Consider the following 18,174-nt stretch of genomic DNA (forward strand, 5'->3'; position numbering starts at 1 on the left):
AGTCAGACCGCGAGGACGGGAGCTGTGACAACTGTGCAGCCGTTAGGGCTTCGCAGGTTTGAGAAACGGGAGATGACAAAATGCCTGAGCTTTGGATGCCATGGATGCTGATTTGCAAGGAGTACGGGGGTTTGTGGAATCGGCTGCGTAGGTTAGTGGAGACAGACAACACAGTATGAACATATCTTACATAGCATATGATTTAACATAATATACATTATGCGTACCTATCTATCCGATCACCGTACCCTGTGTAGGTCCGTTCTCAAGCTGCGCAATCATGCTCACGTCATGATCCCGATTGGTCATCGCGTCTGGTTTCCGATTTAATCCTGCGCTGGATCCCTCAACCCGCGAGGCTTTTGCATGAAGCAATGTATCACCGGGATTGTCAGCTTGTTGCTGCTCGCTGGCTGCGACATCTCAATCAACACCAACGCGCCCAATACAAGCACATCAACTGTAACGCTTTCCGACCCGGGCTCTGCGCAACAGCAGCGCCTGGTGGTCGATAAGGCTCTAGAGTTCTTGCTGTTGCTCGATGCAGGAAGAATCGATATGACCTGGCCGCCGTCGAGTTCAGCGCTCAAGGCGATCATGTCCGAATCTGTCTGGGTAAAAACAATCGGCGGCCTGCGTATGGGGCTTGGTGAGTTCAAGCAACGTGAGCGCGCGCAGATCTCTTTCACAAAACAGCTGCCTGATGCTCCTCCTGGCCATTACGCTGCGGTCCAGATCCAGTCGACCTTTGCAAACATGACCGTCACCGAGCTCATACTGCTTAGTGAAGAGGATGAACAATGGCGTGTTGCTGGCTATAACATCAGCAAAAGCGTCGAGGTTGCTGCGCAAGTGCGGCTCTTTTAATCAATAAGATCAAGCGTGCGGCCGCGCGTTGAAATGTAGACGTTGCACCGGGCAGCGCCCTGCCGCCGGAAAAAATTGATTGATTTTCATATAACTCAACTAAATAGACATTTAGTTGAGTTAAGTGTGTTGTCAAACCTGTCCGTGGTCATGCTGATCAATCGGCATGTCCTTCCCCTCTTCGTGACCGAGGCTACTCCGTCGTCCAGCACGCATACACCCCACACACCCCGCCCAGTGCACCCAACATCATCACACTGCCTGGAAAAACTCTCATCGCTAATCAGGTTCCTTCCCGCGCGCCTTGTGCAGGCACGGTTGCAAACGCGCAAGGCTCGCACGCTTTGGCGTGCCACTCAACGCCTTGCGCAACGTCGTATGGCTACAGCGTCGCTCGCAGTGCCTGCAACAGCGCAAGGTGCAGCGGGTAAAACCAGTACCCCCACTGCCCCACCGGCCAGACCTTGATCGCAATGGGCGTGCGCAGCAGCCACAGGCCGATCAGTGGCGCGGCGAACGCGCTACCCAGCACGGCCAGTGAGTAGGCATCCACGTCCATCGCCCTCGCCCACAGGCTGCTGCGGGTATTGATCGCCACGCAGAGTACGGCCGAAAGCACCCAACTCGGTCCCGGCCGTTTGATCGCCAGCAGCAACGCCGCCGGCAGCAGGCAACCCAGGAATCCGTACATCAACGGCCCGTCCATCCACGCGGCCAACGCGGCGGCGCCCACGGTCATGCCGGCGCTGAGTACGCTGCGGTAGTGAAACCCCCAGGCAATCAGCAGGCCCAGCAGCAAGGTGAACATCACGTTGAGCGTGCCAGCCGGGCTCATGGGGCGGTACACCGCCTCGGAAACGAGCGCGAATACCAGCATGTATGTCAGGTAACGAGCATTGGTGCTGCTGAACAACTGATCCGGTCGCGCACGTGCGACGTTGGCTGCGATCGCCAGGCAGAACAACGGGAATGCCAGGCGCCCGGGCACGAACAGGCTGTGCATGTATGGCCAGAGCAGGCGCAGATGGTCCAGCAGCATGGTCAACATGGCCAGCCACTTCACCAGGTCCAGCGCGGCATTGCGCGGGTACGCAGCGTATTCCGGGCGCAATGACGCGGGCTCAACCCTCATTCAACCTCCATGGGGCGCGCCACGGGAATACCCGGCAGCGCCCGATCGGGTGCGAATCTGGCTTGGAACATCATCGCCATCAGGCTGAATCGATTTTGACTGAACACCCTTACCTCCCTGTGCTGGGCAAAAAGCAGTGAATTGCCTATTCTTTCACGCTACCTTTTCAACAGCTCAACGGATTGCTCATGCTTGACGAACGCGACCTCGAGGCCAGCGCACTGATCGAGGCGGTCAACGGTTTGCGCACTTTGTTCAAACGGCTGGCGGATATCGATTTTCAACGCCTTGTGCTCTATACCGCAGCCGCACACTGCGTTGACCTGACGCAAGCCAACCATCGTATCGAGGCCTGGCTCAATAGTGACGCCTACACCGATACCCCCAACATTATCGAGATCATCAGTTTCCTGATGGCGCACTGTGCCATGCCGAAAACCGGCGTGACGCAGTCGTCGCTCAAAGGTACTGGTTTCGGGCAGTTGCAAGCGTTGCTGGCACACGCGTTCAAGCCTTGTAAGGAAGCTGACAGGCTATATCTGTTCGATGCGCTGTTTTTCCATGCGCTGGCCCGACTGTACAAGGGTAATGCGCGTCATTCAGCGAGTGTAGCGGCCCTGGCCAACGGGCTGCACCGCACCGGCGAACTGGTCGACATCCATGCCTACAGTGGTCAAGCCTTCGTGCTGGACCAGTCGATGCCGCAGGGAGAGCTGCCCTGTCTGCTTGACGCATTCACACTGCCCCATCAGGACCTGGTCACGCTCAGGCTGTACCTGTATGACGTAGAGCTCAAGCATGTGGAGGATTTCAAGGATCTGTGGGATGGGGGGCTGGCACTGATCGATACCCAGTTGCCGGGGATGTTCACGCCGGGCAAAGCGGTGGAGACGTTGCAGGAGGTGCTGCGACGCAGCCCCGTCAACCAACGCGTACTGGTTGTTCTGGGGCATACCCCGACTATCCCCAGTGCATTGAGGGAAAGGGTGATTGACGGCGAGTGGCTGGAAGCATTGATCGATTTCACCAGTTTCGACCAGCACGGCAAGCCGATACGGCTGACCGCCTGCCTGTTGAATCGCGATCATGCCAGTTCTGGCCAGGTGCTGTGTATCGATGCCTGCCTGCTGCAGACGCTTGCGCCGGATACGCCGGCAGCCCAGGCCATGTGGCTGGCGGCGGCAATCATAGATTTGTGGAGCCGTGCCCATCACATCACCCGCGAGTGCCACGCCAAGGTGACATCAGGCGCTTTCAGGCACTTGTTCGCCCAACGCTTCGGCAAGGCCTACAAGAACGTGGAAGGCCTGTGCAAGGCCGTGCCGATTGCAGATGCTCTGAGTGAACCGCTGACAGCGGCGCGGCACATGGACACCATTGCCACACTGTCGGGCTTGTCTCTGCTCGACACCCGACCATTGCATGACCTGCTGCTGAACGCGTCGGATACGCCACGCTGCATCTATGTGATTGGGGACAATGGCGCAGGCAAAAGCCTGATGCTCAATGCCCTGATCGAACAGCTAGACGAATGCAAGATCAACTCAGTCGGTATCGCATTCGGTCAGGCGGATCGCTTCCCCGTTGGCAAACCGCGCACGCGCACTCGTTTTCGCTACGAAGGCAACCGCACGGGTGATCAGAAGGTGTCACCACGACAGTCGGCAGCGCGACTGAACAAGCAACTGCTCAAGATCTACTGTGACGAACATCGCTTGCCTTTGTTCATGCACGCATTGCAGGGGCTGGATTTCAAACGCAGGCAGTACCTGTTGCCATTTGGCGTGCCGGACGAATTGCTCATGCACATGGGGGACTCTGCCGGCCAGGTTGCATTGACCGACGACGCCCTGCACAACACAACGTTGCTGGCCGCAAAAGATAGTCACTGGGAATTCAGCCTGCTGCGTGAGGATGCCTCGGCCGATACCCGCCACATCGTGCGATTCAGCCAGCTGAGTTCGGGCGAGCAACAGATCATTGCCTTGTTCGCCCGCATCGCGGCCACGGCAGAACGTGGTCAGGTGGTGTTGATCGACGAGCCGGAAATCAGCCTGCACGTCAGGTGGCAGCAAGCGCTGCCCTCGCTACTGGCCTGGACGGGCGAAAAAGTGGGTTGCAGCTTTGTGGTGGCAACCCACTCCCCTACCCTTGTCGCCAATGCGCAAGGCGACCACAGCCATTGCTTCCTTGCCAAGGGTGGCGCACTGGAGCCTATCCCAGCCGAGCAGCGACGCTCTGTGGAGACACTGCTGATGGAAGGGTTCCAAACCTACACACCGCACAACCGCGAGGTGCATGAGCGGTGTGCCGCCCTTGTGTCGCAAGCGATTCGGGCGAGCAATCAGGGTAATGATCAAAGCGTCAGCATGCTCAGTACACTGGGCGAACTGGAGCAGATCATGCTGCACAGCCTCCAGCACGACAATGGTCGTTTCAAGCAAGACCTCAACCTTGTGAAGCAGGCCAGGCGTGCCATCCGAGAGGTATTTGCACTTGCAAACGAGCCTGGCCACGCATGACCTACCGCCTTCCCGACCGCCTGACCATGAAGCGCGCGTATCGTCGCTACCTTGAGGGTGCCTATGAGCCCAGGAGCCGCCGCAAGGATGCGTTGCGACTGCTGATCCACTTGGGGCGTGTGGCACGTGCCGGCGATCGCACGGTATGGCAGCAATTGAGCGACCACCAGGACGGGACCCTGACCGGCGTACTGATCAAGAAGGCCCTGAGACGCTACCTGTTGACCGAGCAAGGCCATCGCTGTTGCTACTGCCAGCGTTGGTTGATGCATATCGCACACGCCTGCCCGATAGAACACGTGCTGCCGCGTAGTGCATACCCCCAGTTCACTGTGCAGTTCTGGAACCTGGCGCTGGCCTGTTACGACTGCAACCAGCTAAAGAAGACAGCGGTATGGGGCAGCCATGCACAAACCCGGCTGGATTACCTGCAGCCTGCCCAGGCGTTGGATTTCTTCCACCCCAGGTACCATCACTTCGATGAGCATGTTCGGTTTTTCAGAATTGAGACCAATCACGCGTGTTTCACTGCGTTCAGCGGCATAACCGAGCAGGGCAAACACCTGTGCACCGAGCTGCTGTACAAGGTCGCAGGCAAGGAAACCCTGTGCCGCAGCACCCCCGCCTTGGCTGGCCTGTTTGCTACGCTGGAGGCCTTCCAGGGGCCAGGCGAGGTTTTGCAGCGCCCGGAACTCGATGCGTTCCGGGCAGAGCTCGATACGGCGATCATTGACCGCCTCAACGACGGTGCTCGCACTCAGATGCTATAGCGTGGGACTGGCAGGGGCTGCGCTCACCTTCGTCAGCAGCACCTGAAGCGGATGCTGAATGCCCTGCCCCTCCTGGCGCTTGACCTGGCTGCGGCATGAGTAGCCGTCGGCGAGCAAGCGCCCGCCCTGGCCATGTTTGGCTACGATCGGCTGCCAGGACTGCTGGTAGATGATGTTGGAGGTCGCGACATTACGGGTTTCGTGACCGTAGGTGCCCGACATCCCGCAGCAGCCGCTGGGCAGCACGTGCAGCTTGAGACCCATGCGTTCGAACACCTGTTGCCACAAGCCGATCGCCGCCGGCTCGTTGGTCTTCTCGGTGCAGTGCGGCAGGAACTGATAGACCTCCTGGGCGGCCTCCCCCTCGGCCTTGGGCAGTACCGAGGCCAGCCACTCCTGCGGCAATGCCACGGTGGGCGCGTGATCATTGCCCAGGGTCTTGCGGTACTCCTGGCGATATACCAGCGTCATGGCCGGGTCCAGCCCCACCAGGGGAATGCCGCTGGCCTGCAACAGCAGCAGCGACTTGGCATTGAATTGCGCCGCCTTGGCGAACGCGCCCAGGAAGCCCTGGACCTGCAGCGGCTTGCCGTTGGGGGCAAAAGGCGCCAGATACACCTGGTAACCCAGGCGGCTGATCAGCTCCAGCCATTGCGCCGCCAGTGGCGTTTCGAAGAACCGGGTGAACGCGTCCTGTACCAGAATCACGCTGCGCTTGCGTTGCTCGTCCGACAGCGCCGACAGTTCGCCCACGCTCGCAACCCTGACGCTCCAGCGCTTGCATTCGGCTTCGAAGTCCAGCGTGCTGAGCAACGGGCTGTCGACCATGCCCGCCATATGCTGCAGCGCATAACGCACCGGGGTGGCGGCCATGATCGCGTTGTACAGGCGTGGCATGCGCGCCAGGTACGGAATGCTGAACTCCAGCGAGCCGATCAGGTAGTCCTTCATCGGGCGAAGGTAACGACTGTGGTACAGCTCCAGGAAGCGCGAACGGAACTCCGGCACGTTGACCTTGATCGGGCACTGGCCGGCGCACGACTTGCACGCCAGGCAACCCGACATGGCCTCGTACACCTCGTGGGAGAAATCCTTGCGCCCCACCAGGCGACTCAGGGAGTTCAGGGTACGCCGCGCCACCCCCGTCACCTTGCCTGCACTGGCCAGGTTGAGCACATCCACGCCCGCCTCGCCCTGGCGACGCAGCCACTCACGAATCAGCGAGGCGCGGCCCTTGGGCGAGTGAATGCGGTTGCGGGTGGCCTTCCACGACGGGCACATGGCGTCGTTCGGGTCGAAGTTGTAGCAGGCGCCGTTGCCGTTGCAGTGCACGGCGCTCTCGTAGTGTTGCCATACCCGCTCGTCGATGGTGCGGTCCAGGTCACCACGCAGGGTAACCGCGTCCACTTCGGTAAGACGCGCCGAGGGCACCGTCGCGGGGGTGGCGATCTTGCCCGGGTTGAGCTGGTTGAACGGATCGAACGCGGCCTTCAGGTCCTGCAGCGCTGGGTACAGTTCGCCGAAAAAGTCCGGCACGTACTGCGAGCGCAGGCCCTTGCCGTGTTCCCCCCACAGCAGGCCGCCGTACTTGTGGGTCAGCGCTGCGACTGCGTCCGAAATGGGACGGATCAGCGCCGCCTGGGCCGGGTCTTTCATGTCCAGGATCGGGCGCACGTGCAACACGCCGGCGTCGACGTGGCCGAACATGCCGTATTGCAGGCCGTGGCTGTCGAGCAAGGCGCGGAATTCGAAGATGTAGTCGGCGAGGTTCTCGGGCGGCACGGCGGTGTCTTCCACAAAGGGCTGCGGGCGCGCCTCGCCCTGCACATTGCCCAGCAGGCCGACCGAGCGCTTGCGCATGGTGTAGACCTGGTTCACCGCCTGTGCGCCGATCGCCAGCGTGTGCCCCAGGCGCACCACCGAGGTGTCCTGCTGCAAGTGCTGGATGAACGCGTCCACCGTCAGTTCCAGCGCGTCCAGGTCATCGCCGCTGAACTCGATCAGGTTGATGCCCAGTGTCGGGGTGTCCGGGTGCGCGGGGAAATACTGCGCCACGCCGTGCCAGACGATGTCCTTCATTGCCAGCATCAGCACCTTGGAGTCCACGGTCTCGATCGACAGCGGGCTGTGCGCCATCAATGCCTTGGCATCGCGCAGCGCATCCATGAACGCGGCGTACTGCACGTTGACCAGGATCGAATGCTTGGGGATGGGCAGCACGTTCAGCTTGGCTTCGACGATAAAACCCAGCGAGCCTTCCGAGCCGCACAGCACGCTGTTGAGGTTGAAGCGTTCGGGCGTTTCGCGCAGGTGCGCCAGGTCGTAGCCGGTCAGGCAGCGGTTGAGCTTGGGGAAGATCGCCTCGATCAATGCCGCCTTGTCATCGGCAATGCCCTGCGCGGTACGGTACACCTCGCCGATCTTGTCCGTACGGGCGGCCTGTGCCTGCAACTGCCGCGCATCGATCGGGGCGGTGTCCAGGCGGCTGCCGCCCAGCAGCACAGTGCTCAGCTCCAGCACGTGGTCGCGGGTCTTGCCGTAGGTGCAACTGCCCTGCCCGCTGGCATCGGTATTGATCATGCCACCCACGGTGGCGCGGTTGGAGGTGGACAGCTCCGGCGCGAAGAACAGGCCGTGGGGCTTGAGCGCGGCATTGAGCTGGTCCTTGACCACACCGCTCTGAACGCGCACCCAGCGCTGCTCCACGTTGATTTCCAGGATGTTGTTCATGTGCCGCGACAGGTCGACGATGATGCCGTCGGTCAGCGACTGGCCATTGGTGCCGGTGCCGCCCCCACGGGGTGTCAGCACCACCGAGCGGTGCAGCGGCAGCGCAATCAGGCGCGCCAGCAATTCCACATCCGCGGCATCGCGCGGGAACACTGCCGCCTGGGGCAGGCGCTGGTAGATGGAGTTGTCGGTGGCCAGCACGGTGCGCAGGCCCAGGTCGCGTGCGACTTCCCCGCGAAAGCCCTCGCTTTGCAGTGCATCCAGGAAGCGTTGGTAGTGGCTGGCGGGTTCACGGTCGGGGGCAAGCAAGGCGATCATGGCAAGGGTCCTGGGCGATAAATGACGCTAGGTCACATTCAAAACACGTATGCTTGGCAGCCAGGCAAGGTCTGCCGCATTCTTTATGGACGCTATGTTCCCGCTTGCGCAGCTGAGCAGCAACCGTATTTCGTGTGACTTTTGCATGAGTTTTATGAATGAATCCAAGACGGCTCACCCCCTCCATGTCGGTGCTGATCGCATTTGAGGCCTCGGCCCGCCACGGCAGCTTCACCAAGGCCGCCGAAGAGCTGGCGTTGACCCAGAGCGCGGTCAGCCGTCAGGTGCAGGCGCTGGAAGCCCAGCTGGAGGTAGCATTGTTCCGCCGCGAAGGGCGGCACATCGAGCTGACAGCGGCCGGGGCCTTGTACCATCACGAGCTCGCCGCCGCCTTGGCGCGCATACGCAATGCCACCTTGCAGACCATCGCCCACAAGGCCGGCGACGGGCCGTTGCACCTGGCGGTGCTGCCCACCTTCGGTTCCAAATGGCTACTGCCGCGCATGCAGGATTTCTACCGCCACCACCCTGGCGTACTGGTGCACATTCATTCGCGCATTGCGCCGGCTGATCAGGACAAGGACCAGATGCACGCGTCCATCAGCGTCGGCACCGGCCACTGGCCGGGGCATGTCGCGCATCGGTTGCTGTCCGAAAAACTCACCGTGGTTGCCAGCCCTTCTGCCCTGCCCGGCTATGCCGGCCTGGTGCCTGGCGATGTGTCGCAGCAGTCATTGCTCAGCGTGGTGTCGCGGCCCCACGCCTGGGCGGACTGGTTCGAGCAGAACGCCCTGCAACATCGGGCGATGCGCATGGGCCCGGGGTTCGAGCTGACCGCGCACCTGATCCAGGCAGCGGTAGCGGGCATCGGCATCGGGTTGGTGCCGCGCATTCTGGTACAGGACGAAATCCTGAGTGGCGAGTTGGTGGCGTTGTTCGACCCGGTGGACAGCGGGCGCGGCTATTACCTTACCTACCCCACGCGTTACCAGCACTTGCCGGCCTTGCAGGCGTTCACCCAGTGGTTGCTGTCGGTGGAGTTTCCGGACAGTTGAGTGTTGCTGGCGCCTGTACTGTGTACGCTAGCGAACAGACGCCTGCGCCCGGCGCCGCCACACTGGGGGCCAGACCCCGCGACGTGAGCACCGACAGGCCGTTATGGATAATTACTGGAGCCGTGCCTGCGCAACCCTGCGTAACCTGCGCCCGTGGCGCGATGCACCCCGCAAGTTCGAATACGAAGCCATCCTGCGTTCCGAGCTGTTCAGCGCCGAACAGATGGCCGGCCACGGCACCTGCCTCGCCCAGCACCACACCCTCAGCCCGCGCCATGGCAACGACGCCTTGCTGGCACGGCTTGCCGACAACGAACAGACCCTGGCCCACAGCTGCGTGGTGCTGGTCAGCGCCCAGCGCACCACACGGCGGGTAACGCCGGCCGCCGAGTGGCTGCTGGACAACTACTACCTGGTCGAAGAACACATCCGCATCGCCAAGTCGCACCTGCCCAAAGGCTACAGCCGTGAACTGCCGCGCCTGGCCAGTGGGGCTTCAAGCGGCCTGCCGCGGGTCTATGACATCGCGTTGGAAACCATTGCCCATGGCGATGGGCGGGTCGATGTCGAAAGCCTCGGCCGCTTCGTCGACGCCTACCAGCGCGTCACCTCGCTGACCCTGGGTGAACTCTGGGCGATCCCCATCATGCTGCGCCTGGCGCTGATCGAAAACCTGCGCCGCGTGGCGTCACGCGTGATGGCCAGCTGGGCCGACCGCGACCTGGCCAACGACTGGGCCGACCGCCTGCGCGAAACCGCCGAGCGCGACGCCAAGAGCGTGGTGCTGGTCCTGGCCGACATGGCACGCTCACAACCCCCGATGACCCCCGCCTTCGTCGCCGAACTGGCGCGCCGGCTGCACGGGCAAAGCGCCGCACTGATACAACCGTTGACCTGGGTTGAACAGATGCTCGCCGAAGCCGGCTTGAGCATCGAGCGCCAGGTACAGCTTGATGCCCAGCAACAGGCGGCCGATCAGGTGTCGGTGAGCAACAGCATTGCCAGCCTGCGGCTGCTTGCCACCAGTGACTGGCGCGAGTTCGTCGAGCACATGAGCCACGTCGAACGCCTGCTGCGCAGTGACCCGGCGGGCGTCTACCCGGCGATGGACTTTGCCAGCCGCGACCATTACCGGCATGTGATTGAGCGCCTGGCGCGGCACAGTGCACAGCCGCAGGATGCCATTGCCCAGGCCGCCGTCGAACTGGCTGGTGCCTCTGCGTCCACCCCGTGCGACGCCTGCGCAGCAGCGCATGTGGGGTATTACCTGGTCGGCGCAGGGCGGGTGCAACTGGAGCACCGCATCCAGGCCGGCGTACCGTTCGCCGAGCGCTGGCAGCGCCTGCTGCACCGCGCGCCGCTGGCCTTTTTCCTGGCCCCGGTGGGCTTGTTGACGTTGCTGTTCAGCCTGCCCCTGCTGTACATCACGCTGCGCGATGGCTGGCCGCTGGCTGTTGTGCTGGGCCTGGCGGTACCGACCCTGGTGATGACCAGTCGCCTGGCCATCGACCTGATCAACTGGCTGGTCACCTTGAGCATCACACCGCGCCTGCTGCCACGCCTTGATTTCAGCGAGGGCCTGCCGGCACAGGCGCGCACGCTGGTGGTGATTCCCACCTTGATGGCCAATGCCGCGGACATCGAGGAACTGGTGGAGGGCCTGGAGGTGCGCTTTCTGGCCAACCGCGACGATCACCTGCACTTCGCCCTGCTCACCGACTTCCTGGACGCCGCCAGCGAAACACTGCCCGCCGACGCCGCTTTGCTGGCCCTGGCCGGTCACCTGATCGACGGCCTCAACCAGAAGTACCCGCAGGCCGCCCGCTTTGCATTGCTGCACCGCCCGCGTCGCTGGAACCCCGCCGAACAGGTGTGGATGGGGTTCGAGCGCAAGCGCGGCAAGCTCGCCGAGCTCAATGCGCTGTTGCGCGGGCATGGCCATGAACGCTTCACGCTGCTGGTGGGCGATGTCGAGGCACTCAGCGGCGTGCGCTACGTCATCACCCTGGACACCGACACGCAACTGCCGCGCAACGCCGCCCGCCAGTTCGTCGGTGCCATGGAGCACCCGCTCAACCGTGCCCAGCCCACTGCACAGCCCGGCCAGGCCGACAGCGGCTATGCCATCCTGCAACCGCGGGTCGGCATCAGCCTGCCGAGTGCGGCGCGCTCGATGTATGCGCGGCTGTTCGGCAGCGATGCAGGCGTCGATCCCTATACCCGTGCGGTGTCGGACGTGTACCAGGACCTGTTCGAGCAAGGCTCGTTCATCGGCAAGGGCATCTATGCCGTGGATGCCTTCGAGCAGGCGCTGCAAGGCCGCCTGCCGGACAACCGTATCCTCAGCCATGACCTGATCGAAGGCTGCTATGCCCGCTGCGGGCTGCTCAGTGACGTGCAGGTGTTCGAGCAATACCCGGCCCGCTACGGCGCCGACGTGAAGCGCCGGCATCGCTGGATACGCGGCGACTGGCAACTGCTGCCGTGGGTGCTGCCCTGGGCGCCGACCGCCACTGGCGGCTATACGCGCAATCGGCTGGCTGCGCTGGCCCGCTGGAAGCTGTTCGACAACCTGCGCCGCAGCCTGGAGCCCGGCGCGCTGCTGGGCATGCTGCTGTGGGGCTGGCTGGCCTCCGGCAGGCCGGGGCTGTGGACCCTGGCGGCGCTGGGGTTGATTTCCACCCATGCGATCCTCTGCACCCTGCTGGAAATGCTGCGAAAACCGCTCGATGTGCCGGTTACCCAACACTTGTCGAGCGCCCTGCGCGGCGGTGCCCTGCACTTCGCCCGTGCCGGCTTGAGCCTCGCCTGGCTGCCGTTCGAGGCGTACTACAGCATGGATGCGATCCTGCGCACGCTATGGCGCATGCTGGTCAGCAAGCGCCGGCTGCTGCAGTGGAGCCCGTCACGCGAGGTCGAGCGCAGCAGCGTCAATCATCTGGGCAGCCTGTACCGCACGATGTGGAGTGCGCCGGCACTGGCGCTCGGCGTGGGGCTCTGCCTGCTGCCCGGCCCTGGCACCCTGGCGCTGGCTGCGCCGTTGCTGCTGCTTTGGCTGGCTGGCCCGGCGCTGGCCTGGTGGATCAGCCGACCCTCGGCGCGTGCGCGTTTCGACCCCAGCGCCGAAGACCTGCGTTTTTTGCGTAACCTGGCGCGCCAGACCTGGGCGTTCTTCGACCAGCATGTGGGCCCCGCCGATAACTGGCTGCCCCCCGACAACGTGCAGGAACTGCCGCTGGCCAGCGTCGCCCACCGCACCTCGCCCACCAACATGGGCATGGCGCTGCTGGCCCACCTGGCCGCGCACGACTTTGGCTACCTGGGTGCTGCACGCATGCTCGAGCGGCTGCAACAGATGCTCGACAGCATGGCGGGCCTGGAGCGTCATCAGCGTCACTTCTACAACTGGTACGACACCCTCACGCTCAAGCCCTTGCCCCCGCTGTACGTCTCGACGGTGGACAGCGGCAACCTCGCGGGCCTGCTGCTGACCCTCAAGCCCGGCCTGCTGGGCCTGGCCGACACAGCGCTGAACGATGTGCGCCTGATCCACGGTTTGCTCGATACCCTTGACGTGTTGCGCGACGCACTGGGCAGCGCAGGCCTGCCAGACACCGACGTCCAGGCGCTATGCCGTCGCATACGTGCCAGCCAGGCGGATGGCCTGGCCGACCCGGCGTCAATCAGTTCCGCCCGCCTGCTCGAATTGCTGCAAGCCGCCCTTGAATTGCCCGCACCCGCCGGCGCGCAGAGTTCAGAGGCGCGCTTCTGGTTCGACAGCCTGCACAGGCAGTGCACCGAACAGCGTGACGAACTTCAGCGTTTCATGCTGCCCACCCTCAGCGACCCGACCTTGGCGGCCCCCGCCCGTTGCTGGCGCGACCTGGCGGGCCTTGACGCCGAACAATGGCCCGGGGCCGATCGCCCGCAGGTGCTGCAGGTCAAGGCACTGGCGCGCCAGCGCATGCAGCAGGCCGCGCAGCTTGCCGAGCGTGCCGAGGCCCTGGCGGACATGGACTTCGGCTTTCTCTACGATGCCCACCGCGAGCTGTTCGTGATCGGCTACAACGCCGATGAGCGCCGGCTGGACAGCGCCTTCTACGACCTGCTGGCCTCCGAGGTGCGCCTGACCAGTTTCGTCGTCATCGCCCAGGGCCAGGTGCCGCAGGAAAGCTGGTTCGCGCTGGGGCGCCTGCTCACCAGCAATGCCGGGGTACCGGTGCTGCTGTCCTGGTCTGGCTCGATGTTCGAGTACCTGATGCCGATGCTGGTGATGCCCAGCTACCCGGGCACCCTGCTCGACCAGACCTGCCAGGCCGCCGTCGCCCGTCAGATCGAGCATGCCAGCCTGCTCGGCACCCCCTGGGGGGTCTCGGAGTCGGGCTACAACACCTTCGACGCGCATTTCAATTACCAGTACCGCGCCTTCGGCGTGCCGGGCCTTGGCCTCAAGCGCGGCCTGGGTGACGACAACGTGGTCGCGCCGTACGCCACGGTCCTGGCGCTGATGGTCGCGCCCACCGCCGCCTGCCACAATTTGCGCCGCCTGGCGCGCCAGGGGCTGGCCGGGCGCTTCGGCCTGTACGAGGCGGTGGACTACACTCCGGCGCGCCTGCCGCCCGGCACAGAGGCGGCGGTGGTGCGCTCGTTCATGGCCCACCACCAGGGCATGAGCCTGCTGGCCCTGACCTCGGTGCTGCTGGGGCAACCCATGCAGCGGCGCTTTGCTGCCGAGCCTGCGTTCCAGGCCTGCGCCTTGCTGCTGCAGGAACGCGTGCCCAAAAGCGCTACCCAGTACCTGCACGCGGCCCAGGCGCCGACCCTCGATGACGCGAGCCAGGGCAACGAGACCAAGCTGCGTGTATTCACCGACCCCGACCGTCGCCGCCCGGCGGTGCAACTGCTGTCCAACGGGCGTTACCACGTCATGGTCAGCAATGCCGGTGGGGGCTACAGCCGTCGCAACGACCTGGCCGTGACGCGCTGGCGCGAGGACATCGCCAGCGACAGCCTGGGTACCTTCTGCTACCTGCGCGATGTGGCCAGCGGGCGCTTCTGGTCCACGGCCTACCAGCCCACCCTGCACCGCGCACACAGCCAGGAGACGGTGTTCACCGATGCCCGCGCCGAGTTTCGCGTGCGCGAGCTCAACTTCGACTGTCACACCGAGATCGTGGTGTCGCCCGAAGACGATATCGAGCTGCGCCGCCTGCACCTGACCAACCGTGCACGCACCCGTCGCACCCTGGAATTGACCAGCTACGCCGAAGTGGTGCTGGCGTCGGCCATCAGCGACGCGCTGCACCCGGCGTTCAGCAAGCTGTTCGTGCAGACCGAACTGGTGCGCCCGCTGCAGGCCATCCTGTGCAGCCGCCGACCACGGGCCAGCGATGAGGCGGTGCCGTGGATGTGCCACCTGTTGGCGGCGCATGGCGTGGACATCGACCCTATCTCCTACGAAACCGACCGCGCCCGCTTCATCGGCCGTGGGCGCACCCTGGCGGCACCGGCCGCGCTGGAGGCTGGCTGTGAACAGCTGTCAGGCACCGCTGGGGCAGTGCTCGACCCGATCGTGGCGATCCGTTGCCGGATCACCCTGGACCCCGGCCAGAGCGCCACCATCGACCTGGTCAGCGGGGTGGCCGACAGCCGCCAGGCCTGCCTGCAGCTGATCGACAAGTACCGCGACCGACACCTGGCCGACCGCGTCTTCGACCTGGCCTGGACCCACAGCCAGGTGCTGTTGCGCCAGCTCAATGCGTCAATGGCCGACGCTCGCCTGTTCGAGCAGATGGCCGCGTCCATCCTCTATGCCAACCCCGCCTTGCGTGCCGAAAGCAGCGTGCTGGCGAGCAACCGGCGCAGCCAGTCGGGGCTATGGGGGCAGGCGATTTCCGGTGACTTGCCGATCGTGCTGGTACAGATCGCCGACCCTGCCAACATCGAGCTGGTGCAGCAGATGGTGCAGGCCCACGCCTACTGGCGCCAGAAAGGCCTGGTGCTGGACCTGGTGATCTGGAACGAAGACCAGGCCGGCTACCGTCAGCAGTTGCAGGACCAGATCATGGGCCTGGTGACCTCGGGGGTCGAAGCCGCCCTGCTCGATCGCCCCGGCGGCATCTTCGTGCGCCCGGCGCAGCAGTTGTCCAGCGAAGACCGCACCCTGATGCGCGCGGTGGCGCGGCTGATACTGAGCGACAGCCACGGCAGCCTGGCCGAACAGGTGCACCGTCGGCGCATCGAACCGACCCTGGCGCCCTTCACCCCAAGCGTTGCGAGCATGGCACCGCGTGCCGGTGCCAGCTATAGCCTCGAACCGCTGCCGATGGCACCCACCCTGGGTAACGCCTATGGCGGCTTCAGCGCAGACGGACGGGAATACATCATCAATCATCGCCCTGGCCAGCCGACCCCGGCGCCGTGGGTCAACGTGCTGGCCAACCCCCAGTTCGGCAGCATCGTCTCGGAAACCGGGGGGGCCTACAGCTGGTACGAAAACGCCCACGAATACCGCTTGAGCCCCTGGCACAACGACCCGGTCAGCGACCCCAGTGGCGAAGTGCTGTACCTGCGTGACGAAGACACCGGGCAGGTCTGGTCGCCCACCCCGGCGCCGTGCCCGGGCAGCGGCACCTACCGTACCCGCCACGGTTTTGGCTACAGCGTCTTCGAACATGTGGAGGACGGCGTGCACAGCGAGTTGTGGGTGTATGTCGCGCTGGATGCGCCGGTCAAGTTCTCGCGCCTGGTGCTGCGCAATACCGGTGAGCGCACGCGGCGTCTCTCGGCCACCTGCTATGTGGAGTGGGTGCTGGGCGATCTGCGCAGCAAGTCCGCCATGCATGTGGTCACCGAGGCCGACCCGTTCAGCGGCGCGCTGTTTGCCAGCAACGCCTACTCCATCGAGTTCTGTGGCCGGGTGGGGTTTGTCGACTGCGATTCGCCGCAGGCCAGCCTGAGCGGCGACCGGGTCGAGTTCCTCGGGCGCAACGGTACCCTGGCCGCCCCGGCGGCGCTGCGCCGGGCGCGGCTGTCGGGGCGCACCGGTGGTGGCATGGACCCCTGTGGTGCGTTGCAGGTGAGTGTCGAGCTGCTACCCGGCGAACGTCGCGAAGTGGTGTTTCGCCTCGGCGCCGAGCAGGATGCCAAGTCGGCCACCCGCCGTGTGCAGCAATATCGTGGCGTGCGCGCGGCCAACGTCGAGCTGGCGCGGGTCCGGGAGCACTGGCGCACCACCCTCGGCAGCCTCACCGTGCAGACCCCGGAGCCGGCGCTGGACGTGCTGGTCAACGGTTGGCTGATGTACCAGGTGATCGCGTGCCGCTTCCATGCCCGCAGTGGCTATTACCAGTCCGGCGGTGCGTTCGGCTTTCGTGACCAGTTGCAGGACAGCATGGCGATGGTCCACGCCGATCCCGCCAGCAGCCGCGCCCACCTGCTGCTGTGTGCCCGCCATCAATATGTGCAGGGCGACGTGCAGCACTGGTGGCACCCGCCGATGGAGCGTGGGGTGCGTACCCGCTGCAGTGACGACATGCTCTGGCTGGCCCTGGCCACCAGCCGCTACATCGAGGTCAGCGGCGATGTGGCGGTGCTGGACGAGGTGGTCGGCTATCTGGAAGGCCGGGCCCTCAACAGTGGCGAAGAGTCCTACTACGATTTGCCCGGCCACTCGCCGCTGCAAGAGAGCCTGTACCAGCATTGCCAGCGGGCGCTGGAGCACGGCCTTGCGGTTGGCGCCCATGGCTTGCCCTTGATGGGCAGCGGCGACTGGAACGACGGCATGAACAAGGTGGGCGAGCAAGGCATGGGCGAAAGCGTATGGCTGGGCTTTTTCGCCCACGAGGTGCTGCGCCAGTTCGCCGCCACGGCGCAGCGTCACGGTGATGCGCGCTTTGCCCAGCGCTGTGGCGAACAGGCAGCGATGTTGCGCGACAACCTTCAGGCCCATGGCTGGGACGGCGCCTGGTACCGGCGCGCGTATTTCGACAGTGGCCAGCCATTGGGCTCGGCAAGCAACCAGGAGTGCCGCATCGACTCCATCGCCCAGAGCTGGTCGGTGCTGTCGGGCGCGGCCCCGCTCGACCGTTGCCGCCGTGCGATGGCCGCCCTGGACCGCTACCTGGTGCGGCGCGATATCGGCATTGTGCTGCTGCTGGATCCGCCGTTCGACCAGGGTGCGCTGGACCCTGGCTACATCAAGGGCTACCTGCCGGGCGTGCGCGAAAATGGCGGCCAGTACAGCCACGCGGCAGTGTGGGCGGGCATGGCGTTTGCCCGGCTTGGCGACAGTGCCCGGGCCTGGGAGCTGATGCGCATGATCAGCCCGCAGAGCCAGGGCCGTGCCGAGCGCATCGACACCTACAAGGTCGAGCCGTATGTGATGGCAGCGGATGTCTACGGCGTGGCGCCGCATGCCGGTCGCGGCGGCTGGAGCTGGTACACCGGCGCGGCGGGCTGGATGTACCGGCTGATCGTCGAGTCGTTGCTGGGTGTGCAACGCCAGGGCGACAGTGTGCTGCTGCAACCGTTGCTGCCGCCTGACTGGTCGGGTTTTACCTTGCACTACCGCTACGCCAGCACGCTCTATCACATCGAGGTACGCCAGGGCGTGGACACGGAGCAGGTACTGAGTGTGGATGGACAGGTGATCGAAGGCGCGAGGCTGGCGCTGGTGGATGATGGCGTTGAGCATCAGGTCAGCGTGCTGTGTCGGCGCCGCTCCGCCAGCGGCACGCCGTGCACCAAAGGGGAGTACCCTAGGGCCTGACCCTGTGGAT

At 64.3% G+C, this 18,174-nt stretch carries 7 protein-coding genes; 5 read left to right on the plus strand and 2 right to left on the minus strand.

All coding sequences use genetic code 11. From position 1 onward, the window contains the following. Positions 1-366: 366 nt before the first annotated feature. Entirely contained in the window at positions 367-867 is a 501-nt protein-coding gene (locus KUO17_RS03365) for a DUF4019 domain-containing protein (protein WP_217973609.1), read from the plus strand. Between the two features lie 382 nt (positions 868-1,249). Here the strand turns inward: KUO17_RS03365 and KUO17_RS03370 are convergent, their stop codons facing one another. Then, a complete protein-coding gene (locus tag KUO17_RS03370) occupies positions 1,250-1,999 on the minus strand; it encodes a TraX family protein (RefSeq protein WP_217973610.1) in 750 nt (249 codons plus the stop codon). A 188-nt stretch (positions 2,000-2,187) separates the two neighbouring features. Here KUO17_RS03370 and KUO17_RS03375 point away from each other — a divergent pair, with 188 nt between their 5' ends. Then, on the plus strand, positions 2,188-4,521 hold the full coding sequence (locus KUO17_RS03375) for an AAA family ATPase (protein ID WP_217973611.1): 2,334 nt from the start codon (positions 2,188-2,190) through the stop codon (positions 4,519-4,521). Next, positions 4,518-5,291, plus strand: a complete 774-nt coding sequence (locus KUO17_RS03380; protein ID WP_217973612.1) for an HNH endonuclease — start codon at positions 4,518-4,520, stop codon at positions 5,289-5,291. The genes KUO17_RS03375 and KUO17_RS03380 overlap by 4 nt, the downstream gene beginning before the upstream one ends. Here KUO17_RS03380 and ydiJ read toward each other — a convergent pair. Continuing rightward, entirely contained in the window at positions 5,286-8,339 is a 3,054-nt protein-coding gene (gene ydiJ, locus KUO17_RS03385) for a D-2-hydroxyglutarate dehydrogenase YdiJ (protein ID WP_217973613.1), read from the minus strand. The genes KUO17_RS03380 and ydiJ overlap by 6 nt on opposite strands. A 158-nt stretch (positions 8,340-8,497) precedes the next feature. Here ydiJ and KUO17_RS03390 point away from each other — a divergent pair, with 158 nt between their 5' ends. After that, on the plus strand, positions 8,498-9,394 hold the full coding sequence (locus KUO17_RS03390; protein WP_217973614.1) for a LysR substrate-binding domain-containing protein: 897 nt from the start codon (positions 8,498-8,500) through the stop codon (positions 9,392-9,394). A gap of 103 nt (positions 9,395-9,497) precedes the next feature. Next, positions 9,498-18,164: a glycoside hydrolase family 94 protein gene (locus KUO17_RS03395; RefSeq protein WP_217973615.1), complete on the plus strand. Its 8,667-nt coding sequence runs from the start codon at positions 9,498-9,500 to the stop codon at positions 18,162-18,164. The last annotated feature ends 10 nt before the right edge of the window (positions 18,165-18,174 follow it).

The sequence above is a fragment of the Pseudomonas aegrilactucae genome, from assembly GCF_019168305.1.
In the GTDB taxonomy this organism is placed as follows: Bacteria; Pseudomonadota; Gammaproteobacteria; order Pseudomonadales; family Pseudomonadaceae; genus Aquipseudomonas; species Aquipseudomonas aegrilactucae.